This window comes from Methanobrevibacter cuticularis, from assembly GCF_001639285.1.
Taxonomy (GTDB): domain Archaea; phylum Methanobacteriota; class Methanobacteria; order Methanobacteriales; family Methanobacteriaceae; genus Methanobaculum; species Methanobaculum cuticulare.
Map to the genome: position 1 here is coordinate 24899 of NZ_LWMW01000108.1, position 19155 is coordinate 44053.

16 protein-coding genes and 1 tRNA gene are annotated in these 19155 nt (G+C 27.2%); 6 read left to right on the forward strand and 11 right to left on the reverse strand.

What is annotated here, in order from left to right; translation table 11 throughout:
- Positions 1-54: 54 nt before the first annotated feature.
- The 3 genes from MBCUT_RS06395 to thiC form a co-directional block, all read right to left on the reverse strand.
- Complete coding sequence (locus tag MBCUT_RS06395) at positions 55-558, reverse strand: ferredoxin-thioredoxin reductase catalytic domain-containing protein (protein WP_067259855.1); 504 nt, start codon at positions 556-558, stop codon at positions 55-57.
- A 133-nt stretch (positions 559-691) separates the two neighbouring features.
- A complete protein-coding gene (locus MBCUT_RS06400) occupies positions 692-970 on the reverse strand; it encodes a glutaredoxin family protein (protein ID WP_067259856.1) in 279 nt (92 codons plus the stop codon).
- Between the two features lie 383 nt (positions 971-1353).
- On the reverse strand, positions 1354-2640 hold the full coding sequence (gene thiC / locus MBCUT_RS06405) for a phosphomethylpyrimidine synthase (protein WP_067259857.1): 1287 nt from the start codon (positions 2638-2640) through the stop codon (positions 1354-1356).
- A 45-nt stretch (positions 2641-2685) separates the two neighbouring features.
- Here thiC and MBCUT_RS06410 point away from each other — a divergent pair, with 45 nt between their 5' ends.
- Positions 2686-3063 (forward strand): CBS domain-containing protein, encoded by a 378-nt coding sequence (locus MBCUT_RS06410; protein ID WP_067259858.1) that lies wholly within the window; start codon positions 2686-2688, stop codon positions 3061-3063.
- 364 nt (positions 3064-3427) lie between these two features.
- Here MBCUT_RS06410 and MBCUT_RS06415 read toward each other — a convergent pair whose 3' ends face one another.
- Positions 3428-3919 carry a phosphatase PAP2 family protein gene (locus MBCUT_RS06415; RefSeq protein WP_245634963.1) on the reverse strand — a complete coding sequence of 164 codons (492 nt, stop codon included), beginning with the start codon at positions 3917-3919 and terminating at the stop codon, positions 3428-3430.
- A 711-nt stretch (positions 3920-4630) separates the two neighbouring features.
- Positions 4631-6823: a CDC48 family AAA ATPase gene (locus tag MBCUT_RS06420; protein ID WP_067259860.1), complete on the reverse strand. Its 2193-nt coding sequence runs from the start codon at positions 6821-6823 to the stop codon at positions 4631-4633.
- Positions 6824-7694: 871 nt separating this feature from the next.
- Between MBCUT_RS06420 and MBCUT_RS06425 the strand changes: the two genes are divergently transcribed.
- Positions 7695-8198 carry an amino acid-binding protein gene (locus tag MBCUT_RS06425; protein ID WP_067259861.1) on the forward strand — a complete coding sequence of 168 codons (504 nt, stop codon included), beginning with the start codon at positions 7695-7697 and terminating at the stop codon, positions 8196-8198.
- A gap of 182 nt (positions 8199-8380) precedes the next feature.
- Here MBCUT_RS06425 and MBCUT_RS06430 read toward each other — a convergent pair whose 3' ends face one another.
- Positions 8381-9679: an FAD-dependent oxidoreductase gene (locus tag MBCUT_RS06430; RefSeq protein WP_067259862.1), complete on the reverse strand. Its 1299-nt coding sequence runs from the start codon at positions 9677-9679 to the stop codon at positions 8381-8383.
- A 525-nt stretch (positions 9680-10204) separates the two neighbouring features.
- Here MBCUT_RS06430 and MBCUT_RS06435 point away from each other — a divergent pair.
- Complete coding sequence (locus MBCUT_RS06435) at positions 10205-10465, forward strand: HypC/HybG/HupF family hydrogenase formation chaperone (RefSeq protein WP_067259863.1); 261 nt, start codon at positions 10205-10207, stop codon at positions 10463-10465.
- Between the two features lie 74 nt (positions 10466-10539).
- Positions 10540-11631, forward strand: coding sequence for a hypothetical protein (locus MBCUT_RS06440; protein ID WP_067259864.1), 1092 nt, complete (start codon positions 10540-10542; stop codon positions 11629-11631).
- A 135-nt stretch (positions 11632-11766) separates the two neighbouring features.
- On the opposite strand, the gene MBCUT_RS06445 is transcribed toward MBCUT_RS06440, so the two are convergent.
- The 4 genes from MBCUT_RS06445 to MBCUT_RS06460 form a co-directional block, all read right to left on the reverse strand.
- Positions 11767-12846 carry a glycosyltransferase gene (locus tag MBCUT_RS06445; RefSeq protein WP_067259865.1) on the reverse strand — a complete coding sequence of 360 codons (1080 nt, stop codon included), beginning with the start codon at positions 12844-12846 and terminating at the stop codon, positions 11767-11769.
- 53 nt (positions 12847-12899) lie between these two features.
- A complete protein-coding gene (locus tag MBCUT_RS06450; protein WP_067259866.1) occupies positions 12900-13445 on the reverse strand; it encodes a nitroreductase family protein in 546 nt (181 codons plus the stop codon).
- A 401-nt stretch (positions 13446-13846) separates the two neighbouring features.
- Positions 13847-14800 carry a cell wall biosynthesis protein gene (locus MBCUT_RS06455; protein ID WP_067259867.1) on the reverse strand — a complete coding sequence of 318 codons (954 nt, stop codon included), beginning with the start codon at positions 14798-14800 and terminating at the stop codon, positions 13847-13849.
- A 181-nt stretch (positions 14801-14981) separates the two neighbouring features.
- Positions 14982-16043, reverse strand: a complete 1062-nt coding sequence (locus MBCUT_RS06460; RefSeq protein ID WP_067259868.1) for an mRNA surveillance protein pelota — start codon at positions 16041-16043, stop codon at positions 14982-14984.
- A 578-nt stretch (positions 16044-16621) separates the two neighbouring features.
- Here MBCUT_RS06460 and MBCUT_RS06465 point away from each other — a divergent pair.
- Both MBCUT_RS06465 and MBCUT_RS06470 read left to right on the forward strand, forming a co-directional pair.
- Positions 16622-17002: a hypothetical protein gene (locus MBCUT_RS06465; protein WP_067259869.1), complete on the forward strand. Its 381-nt coding sequence runs from the start codon at positions 16622-16624 to the stop codon at positions 17000-17002.
- Between the two features lie 180 nt (positions 17003-17182).
- Positions 17183-18487: a prephenate dehydrogenase gene (locus tag MBCUT_RS06470; RefSeq protein ID WP_067259870.1), complete on the forward strand. Its 1305-nt coding sequence runs from the start codon at positions 17183-17185 to the stop codon at positions 18485-18487.
- 521 nt (positions 18488-19008) lie between these two features.
- Here MBCUT_RS06470 and MBCUT_RS06475 read toward each other — a convergent pair.
- A tRNA-Ile gene (locus MBCUT_RS06475) sits at positions 19009-19083 on the reverse strand.
- Between the last annotated feature and the right edge of the window lie 72 nt (positions 19084-19155).

Consider the following 19155-nt stretch of genomic DNA (forward strand, 5'->3'; position numbering starts at 1 on the left):
AAAGTGTCATTTTAAATTTGATATAAAATATAATAATTGTATTGTTTTATATCATTATAATATTTGTTCAAATCTATCTTGGGATGCCTTACAGATTGGACAGTTTAGTGGAGGTTTCTCTCTACCACAAAGGTATCCACAAACTTTACATCTCCATATAGGGACTTTTAATTTTCCTAAAATCTCTGTGGAAGACTTATTTTCGCTAGAAGATTCGTTTTCCGCATCTTTTTTAGCTTTTTCTCTTACACGTCTGTCAGGTATGGAAGTCAATTGTTGTTTTCCTTTTAAAACATCTTCAGTCACATAAAGTGCACAAAAACATGCTCCCTTATCAACTAAATCTGGATCTCGATAGTCACAGGGACATATTATATCAAGATCTTTTTCTCTTTCTCCAGAAGCTAATCTACAAGGGCAAGAGGCGTATCCATATCTATCTATATTAACATTGATACTATCTAATAATGATTGAACAAATTCAGTATCATCATTGATATAATATCCTCCGTCTTCTGCTTCTTTTTTGAATTTATCATAAGAACTAAAATCACTCATTAGAATACTTCCAATAATATTTAAAGATAGAAAATAAAAATTAAAATCTTTAAGTTTTTTTTTTTTTTTAAAAAAAAATGTAATTAAGATTTAATTGTTTTTTTTAAAATTAAAAAGGTAATTTCATAAGAAATTATCCTAATACCTTTTTGATGTTTTCTTCTTCAAAACCTATGATAACATTATCATTGTTTATAACAATTGTAGGGAAAGAGATGTCTTTATTCCATTTTTCAAGTTCTTTTACAACTTCTTCTCTTTCTTCACCACTTGTTAGATCAACATAAACATAGTCATATTTGACATTAAGTTCTTCTAATAATGCTCTGGTTTTTCTACACCATTGACAGGTGCTTAGTGCGAATAAAAGAACATTTCCTTTATCTTCACCATCAATATGTTGTAATTCCATTTTTTAACCTTCTTTTTAAGTTTATATATGATATAAAAATTATGTTTTTCATATTATTTAAATACCCTCTATTATAAAGTTAAGATTAATGCTATCATGCTACATTGTAATAGTTAATTTAATTTTTTATAAATTTAAAACTATCAATTAATACTTTATTTTTAAAATGATAAATGTTTAACAGTTAGTTCAAATTATTATCTATATCATACTTCTCTATAACATTTTTTCACAATGATTATCTTTAAAATATTATTAACAAAACTCAATCATAACTACTAATTGTTATGAATAAAAATAATGGTTGATTTTAGATTTTATTTATTAAAACTTTTGATTTAGTTTTTTTTATTAAAATCATTCTCAGCTATTAAACTTTTGATTTAGTTTTTTTTAGTAAAATCATTCTCAGCTATTCTAATTGCACAATATTCTCCACACATTGAACACATTTTATCATCCTCAACTGGACAACTTTTTCTATATTTCTTTGGCTTTTCACTATCAAAAGCTAATTCAAACTGTCTATCCCAATCAAAATTTTTTCGAGCTGTTGCCATAGCCTTTTCTTTTTTCCAAGCATTAGGTAATCCTAGCGCAACATCTGCTGATTGAGCAGCTATTTTCGAAGCTATTATTCCTTCTTTCACATCTTCAAGAGAAGGAATAGCTAAATGTTCAGCAGGTGTTACATAACATAAGAAATCAGCACCAGAATGAGCAGCTATTGCACCACCAATAGCTGAAGTTATATGGTCATAACCAGGAGCTAAATCAGTTACAATAGGACCTAATACATAAAAAGGAGCTCCATTACACAGTGTTTTTTCTATTTTCATGTTAGCAGCTATTTGATCAAGTGGAACATGTCCGGGACCTTCTACCATTACTTGAACATTTGACTCTTGTGCCCTTTTGACTAAAGTTCCCAATGTAACAAGTTCTTGAATTTGTGGAACATCAGTTGCATCAGAAAGACATCCAGGACGTAATCCATCTCCTAAACTTAGTGTAATATCATATTCATAAGCTAATTCTAGAATATAATCGTAATTTTTATATAAAGGATTTTCTCTCTCATTATGAAGTATCCAAGATGATAAAAATGTTCCTCCTCTACTTACAATTCCCATCATCCTATTAGATTTTTGTAATTTTTCAACGACATCTTTATTTATTCCACAGTGTAATGTCATGAAATCAACACCTTCTTTAGCTTGATTTTCAATAGCTTTAAAGATATCATCTTCACTCATGTTAATTACAGAACCATCCCTATTTTGGGCTTCTACTCCTGCTTCATATATTGGAACCGTTCCTATTGGAATATCCACATTTTCTATTATCCTTTTCCTAAATTCTTTCAGTTTTGATCCTGTGCTTAAATCCATTAAAGCGTCTGCACCATATTCTTCACATACTTTTGCTTTTTTAATCTCAATATCAATATCTTCCATCTTAGATGATGAACCTATATTGGCATTTATTTTAGTGCTTAATCCTTCTCCAATACCACATGGTTTTGTGGTTCTACCAATATTTTTAGGTATTACAATTTTCCCTTCAGCTATTCTTTGAATAAGTTTGTCAATATTAATTTTTTCTTGTTCAGCTATTTTTTTAGCTTCTTCAGTAATATGACCTTTTTTAGCATCTTCTACTTGAGTCAATTTTTATCCCTCATTTTAATATATGAGTTTAAACAATATTAATATATGATTGAAAATTTATCTGCAAAGGATATAATGTTGCATGAAATAATCATATCATCACCAGATGATTTAGTTGCTGCTGCTAAGCTTAAAATGTTAAGAGCAAACATCGGAGGAGTCCCAATTGTGGATGGTAACAAATTAGTCGGGCTTATAACTCACCGTGATGTGTTATTAGCTGGTGATGAAGCTATGGGTCTCAAAGTCCAGGATTTAATGAGCAAAAATTTAGTTACTGTAAATGAAGATACAGGTATTAAAGATATCAGCGAAATCATGGCAAACACAGGCTATCAAAGAATACCTGTTGTAAAAAATGGACTTTTAGTTGGATTAATCACTCAAAGTTGTATAATCCGAGCAGTAGCAGATAATATATAGTGTCATATTCAAATAACCAGTCTTATTCAAATTGGATGATATTTAACTTACAATATCTATATATAGGCACAATATATTTAGATATAGACACAATAAGATATGGTTATGTAAATATTTTTATAATTTATTAGTTATGTAACTATCTATTTTTTGTTTTTCTTATTATTATTCAGCTATATTATTTTATTTCTACTATTTCTATTTTTTTAATTATTGTTTCAGTTTTTTTATTCTTATTATTCATATTTTGTTTATTTTTGTTATTTTATATCGTTGTTTCAGTTTTTTTTATTCTTATTATTCATATTTTGTTTATTTCTAGCAAATTAATGGATGTATTTAGTGATTTAGCAATTTTAATCAATTACTCACAATTTTTCAAATAGCTGTTTCCTATTTTTGTAGCTAGTAGTCCTCCTATTATTCCAATTATAGCTCCTGTAATAACATCAAATGGATAGTGAACTCCTATATAAATTCTTGAAAATCCAATTATAGAAGCTATGGGAATTAAAAACCAGGCTAATTTTATTGAACGTTGTTTAATTTTAATTTCCCAGTTTAGACCAATACCAATAGCTAGTGCAAAAGAATTAGAGGTGTGTCCTGAAGGAAATGAATTAGGATCTGTTTCAATTACTAAAAGATGGACATTTGCTAATGATACAAATGGCCGTGGTTCCCCCACCAAAATTTTTAACAAGTAAGTTATAATCACTGGAAATAATAAAGCTATTAATCCTAAAATAGCTAATTTCATTATCTTTTTATCTTTTTTAAATAATCCATATTCTAATATAATAAGACAAAGAATCAATACAAATGGTAAGGTTCCTAAGTCCGTAATTAAAGGCATTAGAAAGTTAAAAAAACTATTTTGGAGATTTATATTGATGAAATAAAACAAATTTATATTTAGTTCCATTAATGAACTATAAAAAGGTATCATCATTTCCCAACTCCATTTATATCATGATTTTTTACCATTTTTCGAATAAATGTGTATCAACTGATATAAAGATCATTTTAATCTAAAATTACATTCATTTATAATTTAATTAATGGAATTAAGTGAAGTTTTTATAATATTTTATTATGATTAGAATCATTCTAATTTTTAAAATTTTGAATTAATTAACCTCACTACCTTTATTATATTATTTTTTCATTAATAATAAATTTAAGTCATATTTTTATAGATAAGAAAATAATATCTTATTATACTTTAATAATTTTATCAATAAGGAGTTGTTATTAAAATAATTTTTAAAATAATTTTTATAGTATTTTTTATACTAATTCTGAATTTAGTAAATTTTTTTAATAAAAAGACTTATAATTTGTATTCTAAATAATAATATATGTTTTAATAAAAAGTATAAAAAAGTAATACTTATATAATAAAAAATATAAAATAAGTAATACCAATAGCTAATAAAAAAGTGAGGAATTTTTCCTCACAATTTTATAGGTCTTTTAACCCACAGATTGATTTAAAAAGGGTGTTTTTAAACTTGTAGTTTTATCTGTGTTAATTTCATCGAGAGATATTGGTAATCTAATGGGATTAGAGGTATTGTACCATGTCTCCTTCATCTGAACCTGGTTTGACCTTAGACATAGCTTTGTTAAAGTATTTCATAGTAACCTCATTGGCTTCAAGGTTATCTCTTAGTGTTAACATAGCAGCTTCACGACACACTGCCTCAATATCTGCTCCAACATAGTCATCTGCTTCTTTAGCTAATTTTTCAAGATTCACATTTTTAGCAAGAGGCATATCTTTAGTATGTACTTTGAAAATAGCTAATCTTCCTTCTTCATTAGGATTTTCAACTTTTATATGTCTATCAAATCTTCCAGGTCTCATAAGTCCTGGGTCAATTATATCTGGTCTGTTGGTTGCAGCGATAATAGCTACATCCTGTAGTTCTTCCATACCATCAATTTCAGTAAGTAATTGATTTACAACTCTTTGAGTCACTCCAGAATCTCCTCCAGAGTCCCCTCTTGTACTAGCTATGGAATCAATTTCATCAAAGAATATAACAGTTGGAGCTGTTTGTCGTGCTTTTCTAAAAACTTCTCTTACTCCTTTTTCAGATTCTCCTACCCATTTAGATAAGAGTTCGGGTCCTTTGACTGCAATAAAGTTAGCTTCACTTTCATTGGCTACTGCTTTTGCAAGTAATGTTTTTCCTGTACCTGGAGAACCATGTAACAATGTTCCTTTAGGTGGTTTAACTCCAAATTTTTCAAAGTGTTCAGGATACTTTAGAGGCCATTCTACAGCTTCTTGTAGCTCTTGTTTAGCACTATCTAATCCACCAATATCTGCCCATCCAATGTCAGGAATTTGTACAAGAATTTCTCTAAGTGCAGATGGTTGGATTTCTTTTAAAGCTTCTTTGAAATCATCTTTTGTAACAATCAATTTTTGTAAGGTTTCTTTAGGAATTTCTTCATCGGTTTTTATATCTGGTAAGACTTTTCTAACTACTCTCATAGCTGATTCTTTACAAAGAGCTTCTAAATCTGCTCCTACAAAACCATGGGTTGTATCAGAGATTTCATCTAAATCGACATCTTCTGCAAGAGGCATACCTCTAGTATGAATTTCCATGACTTCTTTTCTTTCTTCTTTGTCTGGAACACCAATTTCAATTTCACGGTCAAATCTTCCAGGTCGTCTAAGAGCAGGGTCTAATGAATCTGGTCTGTTAGTAGCACCAATGACAACCACTTGACCTCTAGATTTAAGACCATCCATAAGAGTCAATAGCTGAGCCACAGTCCTTCTTTCTACCTCTCCTTGTGTTTCTTCTCTTTTTGGTGCAATAGCATCTAACTCATCAATAAAGATTATTGAAGGGGCATTTTCTTCAGCTTCTTCAAAGAATTCTCTTAAATTTTCTTCTGATCCACCAACATACTTACTCATAATCTCTGGACCATTTATTGATATGAAATGAGCATCACTTTCACTAGCTACTGCTTTTGCAAGTAATGTTTTACCAGTTCCTGGAGGACCATGCATTAACACACCTTTTGGTGCAGAAATCCCTAGTCTATCAAAGAGTTCTGGTCTTTTAAGAGGAATTTCAATCATTTCTCTGACTTTTTTAACTTCTTCTTTAAGACCACCAATGTCTTCATAACTAACATCAACTAAATTTTTAGTTCCTTCTATTTTAGAAACATCAACAGGCTCGGTTTGAACTTCTACATTGGTGTTTGGCCCAACTTTAACAATTCCAGCTGGACTTGTTGAAACAACAGCTAATTTTATCTCACCAAGAGGAGAAACATCCATCATTCCTCTAAACATGTCATCAAAAAGACTTCCTCCTTGAGGTATTCTTTGTTGTCTGATTCCAGATATTATGATGTTCCCTTGAACCATGACTTTATTTAAAAATGCAGATCTAACATCTCCGCGAATACTAATTTGATGTTCAACTGGAGCTAAAACTACTTTTTTAGCTTCTTTTGCTTCTGTTTTCTTAATAGTTACTTCTTCTCCAATTGATGCTCCTGAATTCTTACGAGTTGTCCCATCAATTCGTATGATTCCAAGACCAACATCACTTTGTGAAGAAACAACAGTAGCTGCTGTAGTTTTGCTTCCTTTAATTTCAATCAAATCTCCATCTAGAAGATCTATTTTTGTCATGTAAGTCGGATCAACCCTAGCTATTCCTCTACCAACATCAGCTTGTGAAATAGATTCTGCAACTTTTAGATTAATTTCGTTTTCCATTTTAAAAACTCCCTTTTTTATTAATTGTGATAAAATAAATGATAGCTATAATAAATTATGTAATAAACTATAAAATAATATTAATTAGGATATAATCAATAATAAGCAATAAAATACATAATTATTAGCTATTAAATTATAATTAAAGATATAATCAATAATAAGCAATAAAATACATAATTATTAGCTATTAAATTATATTGAAATAAATTTGATAAATTCATTAGTTGTAATAAAACTTTCAATTAAAATTTTATATATGAATATAAATTAAAGTAGTAAAATTATAAAATTTTTAATTAGATTTAGTGAAAAAAAATATTTAAGACAATAATGGATCCTTTCCATAAGAATGATTTTCCACTAAAAATCTTTTAGTAAGTTTTTGTTACTATAATATAATGTGTAGTTTATAGTATATAAATGTTTAGGTTAATAAAAAAACTTTAATATTTACAAAATAATTTTTTAATGAATTTTTATAGGTTATTTATTAAAAATAAATCTTTTAGCCTTTATTTTTCAGAATTATAATTGAAATCCATTTCAATGACTATAGATTATAAATAATATTATAATCAATAGAAATTATATCAATTATTATAATCAAGATTATTATAATCAAGAGAAATTCTATTAATATTAAAAATAAATTCATGAAAATTTATGAAAAATTGATTTTGATAGATAATATCTAATAGATAATTTACATTAAATATTATTTAATTTTATATTATAATAATTGATATTTGATAATATTAAATGTTGAATTTAATTCATTTAATTATCTCAATCTAATTGATTATCTGATTGATTATCTGATTGGCTAGCTATTAAGATTAGATTAAAAGTAATTGATATAAGGTGTATTATGTGGGAAACTTTGAAGTATAAATTTGATAAATATCCTGCTCGTATGAATGTTGCTAGGAAAATGGTTGAACTAGGGCTTCGTGTAGGTAAAGACCGTAAAATCTACTGTGCTGATCTAAAAATAAGTGATATGGCATTAGCTAAAGCAGCAGGTGTTGAAAGAAAAACCATTAAGTTTACTGTAGATATTATTTTAGAAGATGCAGAACTAACTAATATTTTTGAAAATATAATTCCTGCAGGAACTCTACTAAAGAACATAGCTAAAAATCTAGGTTTAGGTGTTATAGAGATTGAAGTTAGTTTTGAAAATATAGGAATATTAGCAGCTGCAAGTAAGTTAATTTCAGAAAAAGGAATAGGGATAAGACAAGCATATGCTACTGATACTGAATTAGAAGAAATTCCAACTCTAACTATAATCACTGAAGAAATTGTTCCAGGAAATATTGTAAATGAGTTCTTAGAAATAAAAGGAGTTACAAAAGTATCCCTATCTTAACCAATTTGAAGGATAGAATGACTATCATCGGTAATTTTTTATAATAATCATTCTGGTCCTGGTTTATTTGAGTTCTGATTTTTAGTAATCGTTCTGGTTTTGGTTTATTTGAGTTCTGATTTTTAGTAATCGTTCTGGTTTTGGTTTATTTGAGTTCTGATTTTTAGTAATCGTTCTGGTTTTTAATACATGTCTTTTATAATTTTGTGAAAAACATCAGTGGATGGATGAATTTCAATAAACTCATCTATGTCATCCATATTTTCTCCTATTCTCATTAAATAAGACATATAGGCTACATCACTACATGATGAAGGAGAAATTGCACTGACTGACTCTAATTTTCTCTTATTTTTGTCAAATGTTACTTTGGTAAGGCCTGTGTCCTGAGTTAATACTCTCCAAAAACCACCAAATCCTGCAGATCCTGGTAGAGAAATAGAATCAATTTCAGACTCTTTATATCCTTTTAAAGGGTATTTAATTGTAAATCCAACATCCATATCTAATGTTAATGATTGTGGGATGGTTTTGTAATCAATTTTAGTTAAATACCCTGCCATGTTTCTTGCAGCAGTTATTCCTTCCATTCTTGCAACTGTAGTTAAATTTATCCCACCTATTACATCTCCAGCAGCATATACATTTGGAACACTTGTTTGCATCATTTCATTTACTTTAATGGCTCCATTATTGTTTAATTCAAGAAAATTTTTAGCTATATCTGAGTTTGGAAGTCTTCCAGTAGCAGCAAATGGAGTCCCCTCAAGTTCTCTTTTAGCACTGATTACTTTATCTTTTTTTATTTCAATAATATCTTCATCTTCATATATTTTAACATTCTTAAGTAATTTTTTGATGATGTAGTCCCTTAAATCAGGATCAAAATCATTTAAAAACTTTCCTCTAGTCAATATTTTGACTTGACTTCCAAATGATGCAAATAAACTTGAAATTTCTGCAGCTATTGCCCCTCCACCAATAATAGTTAATTTTTCAGGTATTTTTTTTATTTTAAGAAGGTCTTTATTTGTTAAACAATGTTCTTTTCCTGGAACTTCAGGAATAAAAGGTTTTGACCCCGTAGCTATTAATAAATTTTCATAAGTATAAGTTTCTCCATTTATTGAAAGGCTATTTTCATCTACTTTGGCTTCTCCATAAAGAATATCATTGTTCAACTGCTCATTTTCATTTTGATCAAATTCTCTTATGATTTCTTGTACTTTTCTTATCTTATTAACAATTTCGGAATAAGATATTTCAATATCTCCTTTTAATAATCCCAATTTTTCATATCTTCTTTTATTATTTAGAAATCTTCCTATATCTGTTAATGCACACACGACCATGCAACCTTCATTTAAACAATTTCCCCCTATCTTTTCTTTTTCGATTAATAGAACTTCTTTCTCTAGTTTTCCCAATTCTAATCCTGCTAATCTTCCAGCAGGTCCTGCTCCTATTATTATATTTTTCACTGCAATCCAATCCCTTTTCTTTAATTTTTATATATTTTTCATTCATATTTATATATTTATTTTATTATTATATATCCATATTATTTAAATCTGATTATATTTTTAATTTATAATGATTCAATTTTTATAATTTTTATAATGTTAGTATTTACAAAATTTTATATAATTCAAAGTTTAATAATTATTAATCTGAAAATTAAATTACAAATTATTTCTAAATAATATTTAAAAATCATATCTAAAAATATCTAAACATTTTAATAATAATTTTAATAATAATTTTAATAATTATAGGTTTAATATCATAATTTTATTAATAGAAGAAATATTTGATGATTTAAAAGATTTAATAATAATTTTTAATAATATAGGTTTAATATCATAATTTTAAATAATATTTGATGAAATTATATTAAAATCTTCTAAAAATTTACTATTTAATAGTAGATATTAGATTAATAATACTAAGCAAAATATAATAATTATACTATAATAATTCTAATGAATAAAGGAGTAATGACTAATATGTGTATTGCAGCACCAGCTAAAGTTGTTGAAATAAGAAAAGATGAAAATATAGGATTCGTTGATTTTGGTGGAGTCAAACAACAAATAAAATTAGATCTAGTTGATGAAATTGAAGAAGGTAAATATGTTCTCGTTCATGCAGGTTATGCTATTGAAGTCTTAGATGATCAAACAGCAAAAGAATCTTTAGAAGCATGGGATGAACTTATAAAAGCTTTAGATGAAGAAGATAAACTTCTCGCATCAACAGAAAAATAAACAATCATTAATCTTAAATATTACTCTTAAATACTAACTAAATTGTTATTGGGGAGGAAGATAAAATTTCAAAAATGAAATTTCCATATTTGAAGGTCTTAATCTTTTCTATCTCCTTATTCTCATTAGTATTTTCTTTTGGTATTTTAACAAGTACTAATCTAGAGTTAGATGGAAATAATAATAATTTCATTATTCCAAATTCTAATCAAGAAAATTATTTAGAGATCCAAACAGATTCTCTTAAAGATACTTTAAACCCCCTTTATTTATTGAATGAAGCTTCAATCAATTTTAATATCTTTAAAAACGAATCTTTACTTATTTTACCATTTTTTACTTCAAAACTAGACATTGAATCAAAAAGTGGGCCTTTTTCTATTCCAAAAACAGCTATCAATTCAAAAAATAAGCTTTTAGCATATGGGTGTTGCTCTATTATTCTACAACTTAATAATTCATCTTCTGTCTATGCTTACAGGAGAGATTCATCTTATTCTGCAAATTTATACATAGAAAATACAAAATTCTTTGGAAAAAAAGCAATAAAAGAATACAAATTAAATAATGGGTATTTTTTTCACACTATAATTTCAAAAGATGGATGGTTTGTTGGAACGGGTGGATCCAATAAAGCTCAATTAAATAAATATCTTGAAAAATTATCTAGAAATATAATAAAAAAAGGCACTATAACTAAAAATGATATGGCAAAGTCTAATAATGCTTTTAAAAAATATGGATTTGGTCATTTTGTAGTTAAATCTCCAGAAGGATATGTGGGAGTTAATATATATAACAATAAAAAATCAAAGAGTACTGTTTTTAAAATGAAAGATGGAGAATACATAACCATTCCAAATTATCCAAAATATTATCAAAAAGGTTCATATAAAATTAAAAAATCTGATGCCATATCTGCTGCTATTTATATTGCTGCTAAAGACAAAACAGGATTTAATCGAAGAAATATCATGATTTATGATGTCAAAAGAATTGATAATCTTACTAAAATTAAAATTTGGGTAAGTAATGATAATGGAAAGTATTCAAAAACAAAAAATCTAGGGAAAGATAATGTTATTTACAAGAAAAAGAAAACAAGTACAAAATCAATTCCATCAGCTCCAAATAAAAAGTATATTGGTGAAGCTATATTAAAATAAATAAATCTGCATTGTATTTTAACTAATGAAATTAATATTATAATTTTTAATAAAGGATTTTGTTTTAGTTTAAATAACGAAATCAATAGTATAATGGTATATAGCTATTTTTAGTTTCATTGATTAGCATATTAATCATTTTTTAGCTTCAGCAATTATAATATCTGCTATTTTTTCACCAGCTGAAATAACCTCTTTGCTATATTTTTTTGCTTCTTTTTTTATTTCCTCTAAATTAATTAGTGTATCTTCTATTACACTATTTAAGTGGTCAAGATCAGATTCAATCACTGCTCCTGGGAAAATTCCTGCCATATTATGATATCTTCCATACTTCACTCTTGTTAATGCAATAGCTGGAAGTTCGCATGCCATAGCTTCTTGAATCATGACTCCATCATCAGTTAAAACAGCTAAATCAATTAAATCATAGAGATCTTTTATCCAATCAATATATCCAAGGTTAATAACTTTTTCATGGTTTATTAAATCTAAATAATCTTCTTCTAAAGGAATCCCTACCAATAGTAAATTATAATTATCAAGGGTTTCTTTTAACTTAGAATAATCTACATAATTAGAAATGGCCTTTGCCATCATTTCAAATAAGGAAGATCCTGAAGAAAACAAAATACTCGCTTTGTTTTCATCAAATAGCTGTTTTCCATCTCTTTCTTTTATTTTATTTAAAGCATTCTCTTTATTTCCTTTGGTAAGTTCAGAAGCTAATGGAAAAAACGATTTATACACATTTTTAGGGAGTAATTTTTCTTTAAAGAGTTTAGCTTCAGGAAGAACTATACAAGTATTTAGCTTTGTGCATATTTTTGTATCCAATGGAGTATCGATTATACCAACACTAGGAACTCTTGCTAATTTTGCAGCTAAACAGCCAATAACTGCCCCTCCACCTATAATGCCAATCACTACATCCACTTTTAGTTTGTTGATCAGCTTTCTTGTTTCAAAAGCTGCTTTGAAACTTTTAAATCCTGCCTTTGTAGTAGCTACTTTAGTGGCTGCATGGCCTCCTGCTTGGGGAACACTTACTTTGTGCCAAGAATATCCATTATTTTTAAAGAGTAAACCAGGAGCATTGTGATCGAGAGCTAATTCACATTGAACTCCTTTTTTTTCTAAAGCTCGAGCAATGTTCAATGCATTAACTGCATCTCCACCCATCCCTCTTCCTGTTATAACAAGTAATGCTTTCATTTTATCTTATTTATCTTCTGCTCTTAATAGTTTTTTTTACTTTAAGATGATGTTTATTTAATCCAATTTACAACGTCCATATTTCTATTAGGATTTCCTTCTTCTTCATTGACTTTGTATCCTAAAGAAACGCCATACAATGGAATGTAATCAGAAGGAATCTTCAATTTAGCTACATTACTTTCAACTTTAAAAAAAGCAGCTATTAAACCAAGCCAACAAGCACCAATATCTAATCCTTCAGCTGCAAGAAGAATGTTTTCAATGGCAGCACTACAATCTGCTTGAATATTAGATGCAGATTCCTTACCTGAAACTATAATAACTGTTGGTGCATTATGTAATATGTTTCTCCCACTTTTAGCTACAGCTTCAAGAAATTCATCGCCGGATTTACTCATAATATCAATAGAAGAATCATTAATTTCTTTTAATAATTTTTCATTTTGAACTACGGTAAAATGCCAAGGTTGCTCTCCTCTTGCAGTAGGAGCCATTATTCCAGCATTTAAAATCTTTTTGACTTCTTCCTCTTTCAATTGATCTTCTTTGTAGGTTCTTACGCTTCTACGATTGTTTATTGCTTCAAAAACATCCATTATATTACCTTCTTAAATAGTAATGTTTACTATTTATTTTATTATATATTATTATTCGTTATTAAAATTAATAAATTTATGTATAATTCTAAAAATTAACTAGATTTTATGAAATAAGAATAAATTCACTGAATTTTTATAGAAAATTAATTAGGCACCTATAAGATAATATGGGTCAATATAACATATCTTAAGATATTGTGGCTTAATATAAGGTATATTAAGATAATCTTGATTTATATAGATTAGTTTAAGATAATATGGTTTATTGTAAGATGTATTAAGATAATGTTGATTTATATAGATTAGTTTAAGATAATATGGTTTATTGTAAGATGTATTAAGATAATGTTGATTTATATAAATTAAAATAAGATAATAAGCTATTATACTTAATACAATTATTTTCTATCAAGAAAACTAGTAGCTTGGTACTTATTAGGAATATATTGGCGATTATTTGGGGCAAAAGGATTATATAATAGACGTCTGAATCCTAAAAGTATTAAAAAAGGATTTTTAATTATGATTTGTCTTTTTCCTAAAAGTACTCTTCTTAAAGCATCTCCTAATCCTCCTCCAGTTAAAACATCCATAAAATAATCACCTGGGGCAGGATTGGTTATTTTAAGTTTTCTTGCAAAGAAAATAGTTAGATTATTTTTTCTAATGAGTGATATTAATATTGTGGTAGCAATAAATAGGATCAATGTCCACCAAAATCCTCCTAATATGTAAAAACAAATTCCTAAAGCTACTGCAAAGGAATGATTCCCAACTTCTCCTAACATGATATTTCCAGAGAAATCTAAAGGACAATAACCTAAACAAACAACTAATAATATTAAAGGAGTGTAATAAGCAGGTATTTCTTGAACTAGCCCTATATTCATAAGTAGTATGGCTAAAATAGTAAATATGCTCATTATAATCACAACCATACTAGTGGAACCTGGTTGCATATCTGAAATATTAATTGGTTGGATGAGAAGAGATATAAGAATAGCTGAATACCCCATAAGGGGGAAACCTACTATCATAATAGCTATCATCCCAATTCCTCGAGATAATTGTCCCCATTCAATAGGGAGAATCCCAATTTTCTTCCTACCTATTAAATCATCAACAAATGCGAAACTTCCAATTATAAGAATTAGATCATTATAACCAGGTAAAAAGAATAAACTAAGAATTATGAATGGAATTAATCCTAATGCACGAGGAGTTCCACCTCTAACTGAAGTATAAAGATTACCTAAAAATCCTCTCTTTCCAAAAAATCTAAAAATAATTGTTAAAGCTAAAGTTGCAACTAATGATATTAGAAATGCTATTAAAACATACTGAAAATTCATTTGATTAATTCCTAGAAATTTATGATTATAACTTATAACCTAACTTTAATTAGTTTTTTCTAATATATAAATTAAAGTATTTTCCAATGAAAAACTAACAATCATGTGTTTGATAATATAAAGTTAATAATTCAAGATTTTTTAAGAATATTATAAAAATAATAGCTAGTTTAATAAATAATTAACCAATTGAGTATCTTAAAAGAGCAGCTAATCCTCCCAATGATTCTAACTGTTTTCCTCCATCGTGTTGGCTGCTGACAACCATTACTTCACCATTCATATTTTCAACTAGATTCATAGTTTTTTCTAGGTTTTCGCTTCGGACAATGGTATCTAATACTAACAATTTTTCAATAGCGCCTGCATTAGCTGCATTTATTGTTTCTTTTTTTCCATAAGCTACTTTAGACGGGGATTTAGCCATAGTTTCCAGAATTTCATTCATAGATGCAATTTCTTTAGCTATTCTATTTTCTGTAGTGAGTTTTTCTACTGTTCCTTTCTTTAAGATTTCATGAATACCTGCTCTACCACCAGCACCAGCACTTTCAATAATAGATTTTTTAGCTATTTCTGGATGCTTGTTTTCAAGGAAAGAGTAAAAATTATTTTTTGTAAACCCAGGTCCAGCTATTACAATACTTTCAATATCCTCAAATTTTAATATGGATTTTATTACCTTTTGGTAGAATTCATCTAAATGCTTTTGCCGATTCTTGTCAATTACTCTTTTTCCAGAAACATTTCCAATAATAGGGCCATAGTATTCTATTCCAAATTGTCGAACCAAACCTAAATCAGCAGTATCATCTTCTAATACTATAATCATGGCCGAAAGTTTTTTAGAAGCAGCTACAGCTTGTTCAATTCTTTTAATAATCCATCTTGACCAACGTTCTTTTTTTATTTTTAGAGGTGTGTTAAGTTTTACTTCTAATGTATGGTGTGATCCTAATGGGATTAATTCTTCAGGTCCTGATATAATAGATCCTGTAGCTCTTAGTTTACCTGTAAAGATATGAAAATTTATACTTTCTACTTTAATTCCTAAGAAAAAAGTTTTTTTAATACCTCTATCACTTCTTAGTTTATCCCCTGTTGTGTCTTGAATTCTCCGAGTTGTTTTAGAGGATAAAATGTCTCCAGTTTCTATAATATGGGATAAATGCCAAAGATCATCTAATGTCTCTGGAATTATCCTCATTATGCCATGTTTCCTGTCTTGATAAACTATTTTCATTGCTTCACCCTAATAATTCATTATACTAACAATATCAGTGTTTAGAATATCTGAATATTTAAAATAATCCTAATTCAATATTAGAATATACTTATTTATTAGGATATTCATGATAATAATCTGAATATTTTTCTATTGATTAATTTTAATAATCATAATCCAACTTATAATGCTATTTTATAATGATTATAATAATATAACTAATTTAAAACTATAAGTATTTTTAATACAATAATTAAAATAATTGATTAAAATATAATTAAAGATAATTAATAATTAGAGTGAATTTTTAAAATATAATAATAATTTAACTAGTATAATAATTAGAGTGAATTTTTAAAATATAATAATAATTTAATTAGTATAATAATTAGAGTGAATTTTTAAAATATAATAATAATTTAATTAGTATAATTAATATAATTAATAGCTAGAATCAATTTTTAAATTTTTAATAATAATTAAAAAAATGATTATTATTTAAATTTATAATAATAGAAATATAATTAAGAAATGAATTACTATTTAATGATAATTATACATAAAAATTGTTTAAAAAGAGAAGGAGCTGTTGTAAGATGGCATATGGAATAAGTACTTCAATAATTGTTAGTTTGGTTATTGGAGCCATATTAACACTTTTTTTTGATAATATTTTCATAATAACCATTGTAGGTTTTATAGCTACATACATGGTTGAAAAAGAGAATAAAACTTATTTAATTGGAATAATGGCAGCATTAATTTTTGAAATACTAAATTTCATGATAGGGATGATTATGTCTCCTAGAATCCCTGAATACATAGCTTCAAATCTTGGATTTGATTTTCAAAATTTTTTAATTGGATTTATAGTTTCTTGTGTAATAGCTATAATATTAGGATTTTTCGGGGGATTTGTTGCTGAGAAGGCATATAAACGAATTTATCCTGATGAATTTAAAAATATTGAAACATAAATAGAAAATACTATTATTTAAAAATATTGAAACATAAATAGAAAATACTATTATTTAAAAATATTGAAACATAAATAGAAAATACTATTATTTAAAAATATTGAAACATAAATAGAAAATACTATTAAAATCTTAAATATTAACTAAACACATTATTTAATACTAAAAAATAAAGATAGTATGAAAGTTGGAATAATTGGGGGAACAAAGGGTCTTGGAAAGACTTTAGCTATCCTTTTGAAAAAAGAAGGTTATGATGTAACCATAACCGGGCGAGATACTTCTGTTGGCTTAACTGTAAGTGAAAAATTGGGAGTTAGCTATTCTAATGACAATAAAAAAACAGCTAATGTCAACGATATTGTAATAGTATCTGTTCCAATAGCTACTACTTCTGCTGTTATTAAAGAAATAGCTAACTCTATGAAAAAAGGTTCACTTCTTCTTGATGTTACGTCTGTTAAAGAAGGCCCAAGTAATTTAATGAATGAATTACTGGATGATGATGTAGAATTTATACCTACTCATCCCGTTTTTGGTCCTAGAACTACTAATTTAAACGGACAAGTGATTGTTTTAACCCCAATCAAAAAAGGAAAGTGGTATCCTAAAGTTATTGATTTCTTAAAAAAGCATAAAATGAGAATAATTGAAGCCAGTCCTTCAGAACATGATAAAATGATGTCAATTGTCCAAATTTTAACACATTTCTCTTACATTTCAACAGCATCAGCTATTAAAAAACTTGGAATTAGTATAAAAGACACTAGAAAATTTGCTAGTCCTATTTATGGTCTTATGGTAGATATGATTTCAAGAATAGTTTCTCAAAATCCAATCCTAACCTATTCTATACAACTTGAAAATGAAAATGGAGAAAATGTTAGAGAAACATTTACTGAATCAGTACTTGAGTTGAAGGATGTTTTGACAAATCAAGATGAAGAAAAATTTGTAAAAATAGCTATTGAAGCCACTAAAAATCTTGATGATATCCAAGCAGCTCTTGGACGCAGCGATAAAGCTATTGAATCACTAAACCATGAAATAAGCTCACTTAAAAATGCAGTGGGAAAAGAAATAGCATTAAAGCATATTTATTCTGAAGAAGTTCATATAGGAATATTGACTGATTTAGATCCTGAATTTGTGACTCTTAACACTAAAAAAGGTGAAAAAAACTTAAAAATAGCTAATATCAAAATTTTAGATGAAGAAAACTTAAAAGAATGGAAGTTGATTAATAAAGAAATTAAAACTCAATCCATAAGTTGTGTTTTTCCAAATAGCTGCAATGAAGCTATTATCGCACAGGCAATTTCAAAATTAGATGAGATCACAGATGTTAAAATTACAGACATATATCATGGTCCTCAAGTAGCCAATGATAAAATTAGCATAACCTTTGAAATCGATGCTTTTGATGTTTCTGCATTTGAAAATGTTGAAACTTTTTTAAAAGGGTTTGGTGGAATAATTAGATGAATATCGTTATTTAAATAGCATTCATATTTGTCTCATTCGTTATTTTCATCACATAGCCCTTTCTTATTCTAATTATAGTACTATACATTTATTTGAAAATAATAATTTTAGAGATATCTAAAATATAAATGATTAATAGCTATATTAATGAATTGTTTAAGATATATTTTTTTAATTAATGGCTGTATTAATGAATTGTTTAAGATATATTTTTTTAATTAATGGCTGTATTAATGAATTGTTTAAGATATATTTTTTTTAATATTCTTATTCTAAAGTGTTTAATATATTACTATAATCTTGAATTTAAATTTGATAACATTTAAAAATAGTCATACAGACTAAGTTCAATATCTATCAGGATTTTTTGAAGAAATAAAAAATACTTAAGATAAAATTTACTTGAGATAAAATTACTAAAATGTTGACTGATTAAAATGTAAAAATAAGATGATTTAAATATCAACTTTTTATAATTTAAAAATTAGCAGGATTTAAATATTAAATGTCTATAATAGAGATAGGCCAGCTGGGATTCGAACCCAGGACCTCACGGTTATCAGCCGTGCGCGCTAACCAAGCTGAGCCACTGGCCTCTATTTTTACAAGATTATTCATACTTTATTCAGGTAATTAATATTAAATTTTTATTTAATTATTATAAAATA

What these genes read in the sequence shown, in the direction of transcription:
- MBCUT_RS06395 (WP_067259855.1), bottom strand. Translation starts at nt 558, where the DNA reads ATGAGTGATTTTAGTTCTTATGATAAATTCAAAAAAGAAGCAGAAGAC.
- MBCUT_RS06400 (WP_067259856.1), bottom strand. Translation starts at nt 970, where the DNA reads ATGGAATTACAACATATTGATGGTGAAGATAAAGGAAATGTTCTTTTA.
- MBCUT_RS06410 (WP_067259858.1), top strand. Translation starts at nt 2,686, where the DNA reads ATGATTGAAAATTTATCTGCAAAGGATATAATGTTGCATGAAATAATC.
- MBCUT_RS06415 (WP_245634963.1), bottom strand. Translation starts at nt 3,919, where the DNA reads ATGCCTTTAATTACGGACTTAGGAACCTTACCATTTGTATTGATTCTT.
- MBCUT_RS06420 (WP_067259860.1), bottom strand. Translation starts at nt 6,823, where the DNA reads ATGGAAAACGAAATTAATCTAAAAGTTGCAGAATCTATTTCACAAGCT.
- MBCUT_RS06425 (WP_067259861.1), top strand. Translation starts at nt 7,695, where the DNA reads ATGTGGGAAACTTTGAAGTATAAATTTGATAAATATCCTGCTCGTATG.
- MBCUT_RS06435 (WP_067259863.1), top strand. Translation starts at nt 10,205, where the DNA reads ATGTGTATTGCAGCACCAGCTAAAGTTGTTGAAATAAGAAAAGATGAA.
- MBCUT_RS06440 (WP_067259864.1), top strand. Translation starts at nt 10,540, where the DNA reads ATGAAATTTCCATATTTGAAGGTCTTAATCTTTTCTATCTCCTTATTC.
- MBCUT_RS06445 (WP_067259865.1), bottom strand. Translation starts at nt 12,846, where the DNA reads ATGAAAGCATTACTTGTTATAACAGGAAGAGGGATGGGTGGAGATGCA.
- MBCUT_RS06450 (WP_067259866.1), bottom strand. Translation starts at nt 13,445, where the DNA reads ATGGATGTTTTTGAAGCAATAAACAATCGTAGAAGCGTAAGAACCTAC.
- MBCUT_RS06455 (WP_067259867.1), bottom strand. Translation starts at nt 14,800, where the DNA reads ATGAATTTTCAGTATGTTTTAATAGCATTTCTAATATCATTAGTTGCA.
- MBCUT_RS06460 (WP_067259868.1), bottom strand. Translation starts at nt 16,043, where the DNA reads ATGAAAATAGTTTATCAAGACAGGAAACATGGCATAATGAGGATAATT.
- MBCUT_RS06465 (WP_067259869.1), top strand. Translation starts at nt 16,622, where the DNA reads ATGGCATATGGAATAAGTACTTCAATAATTGTTAGTTTGGTTATTGGA.
- MBCUT_RS06470 (WP_067259870.1), top strand. Translation starts at nt 17,183, where the DNA reads ATGAAAGTTGGAATAATTGGGGGAACAAAGGGTCTTGGAAAGACTTTA.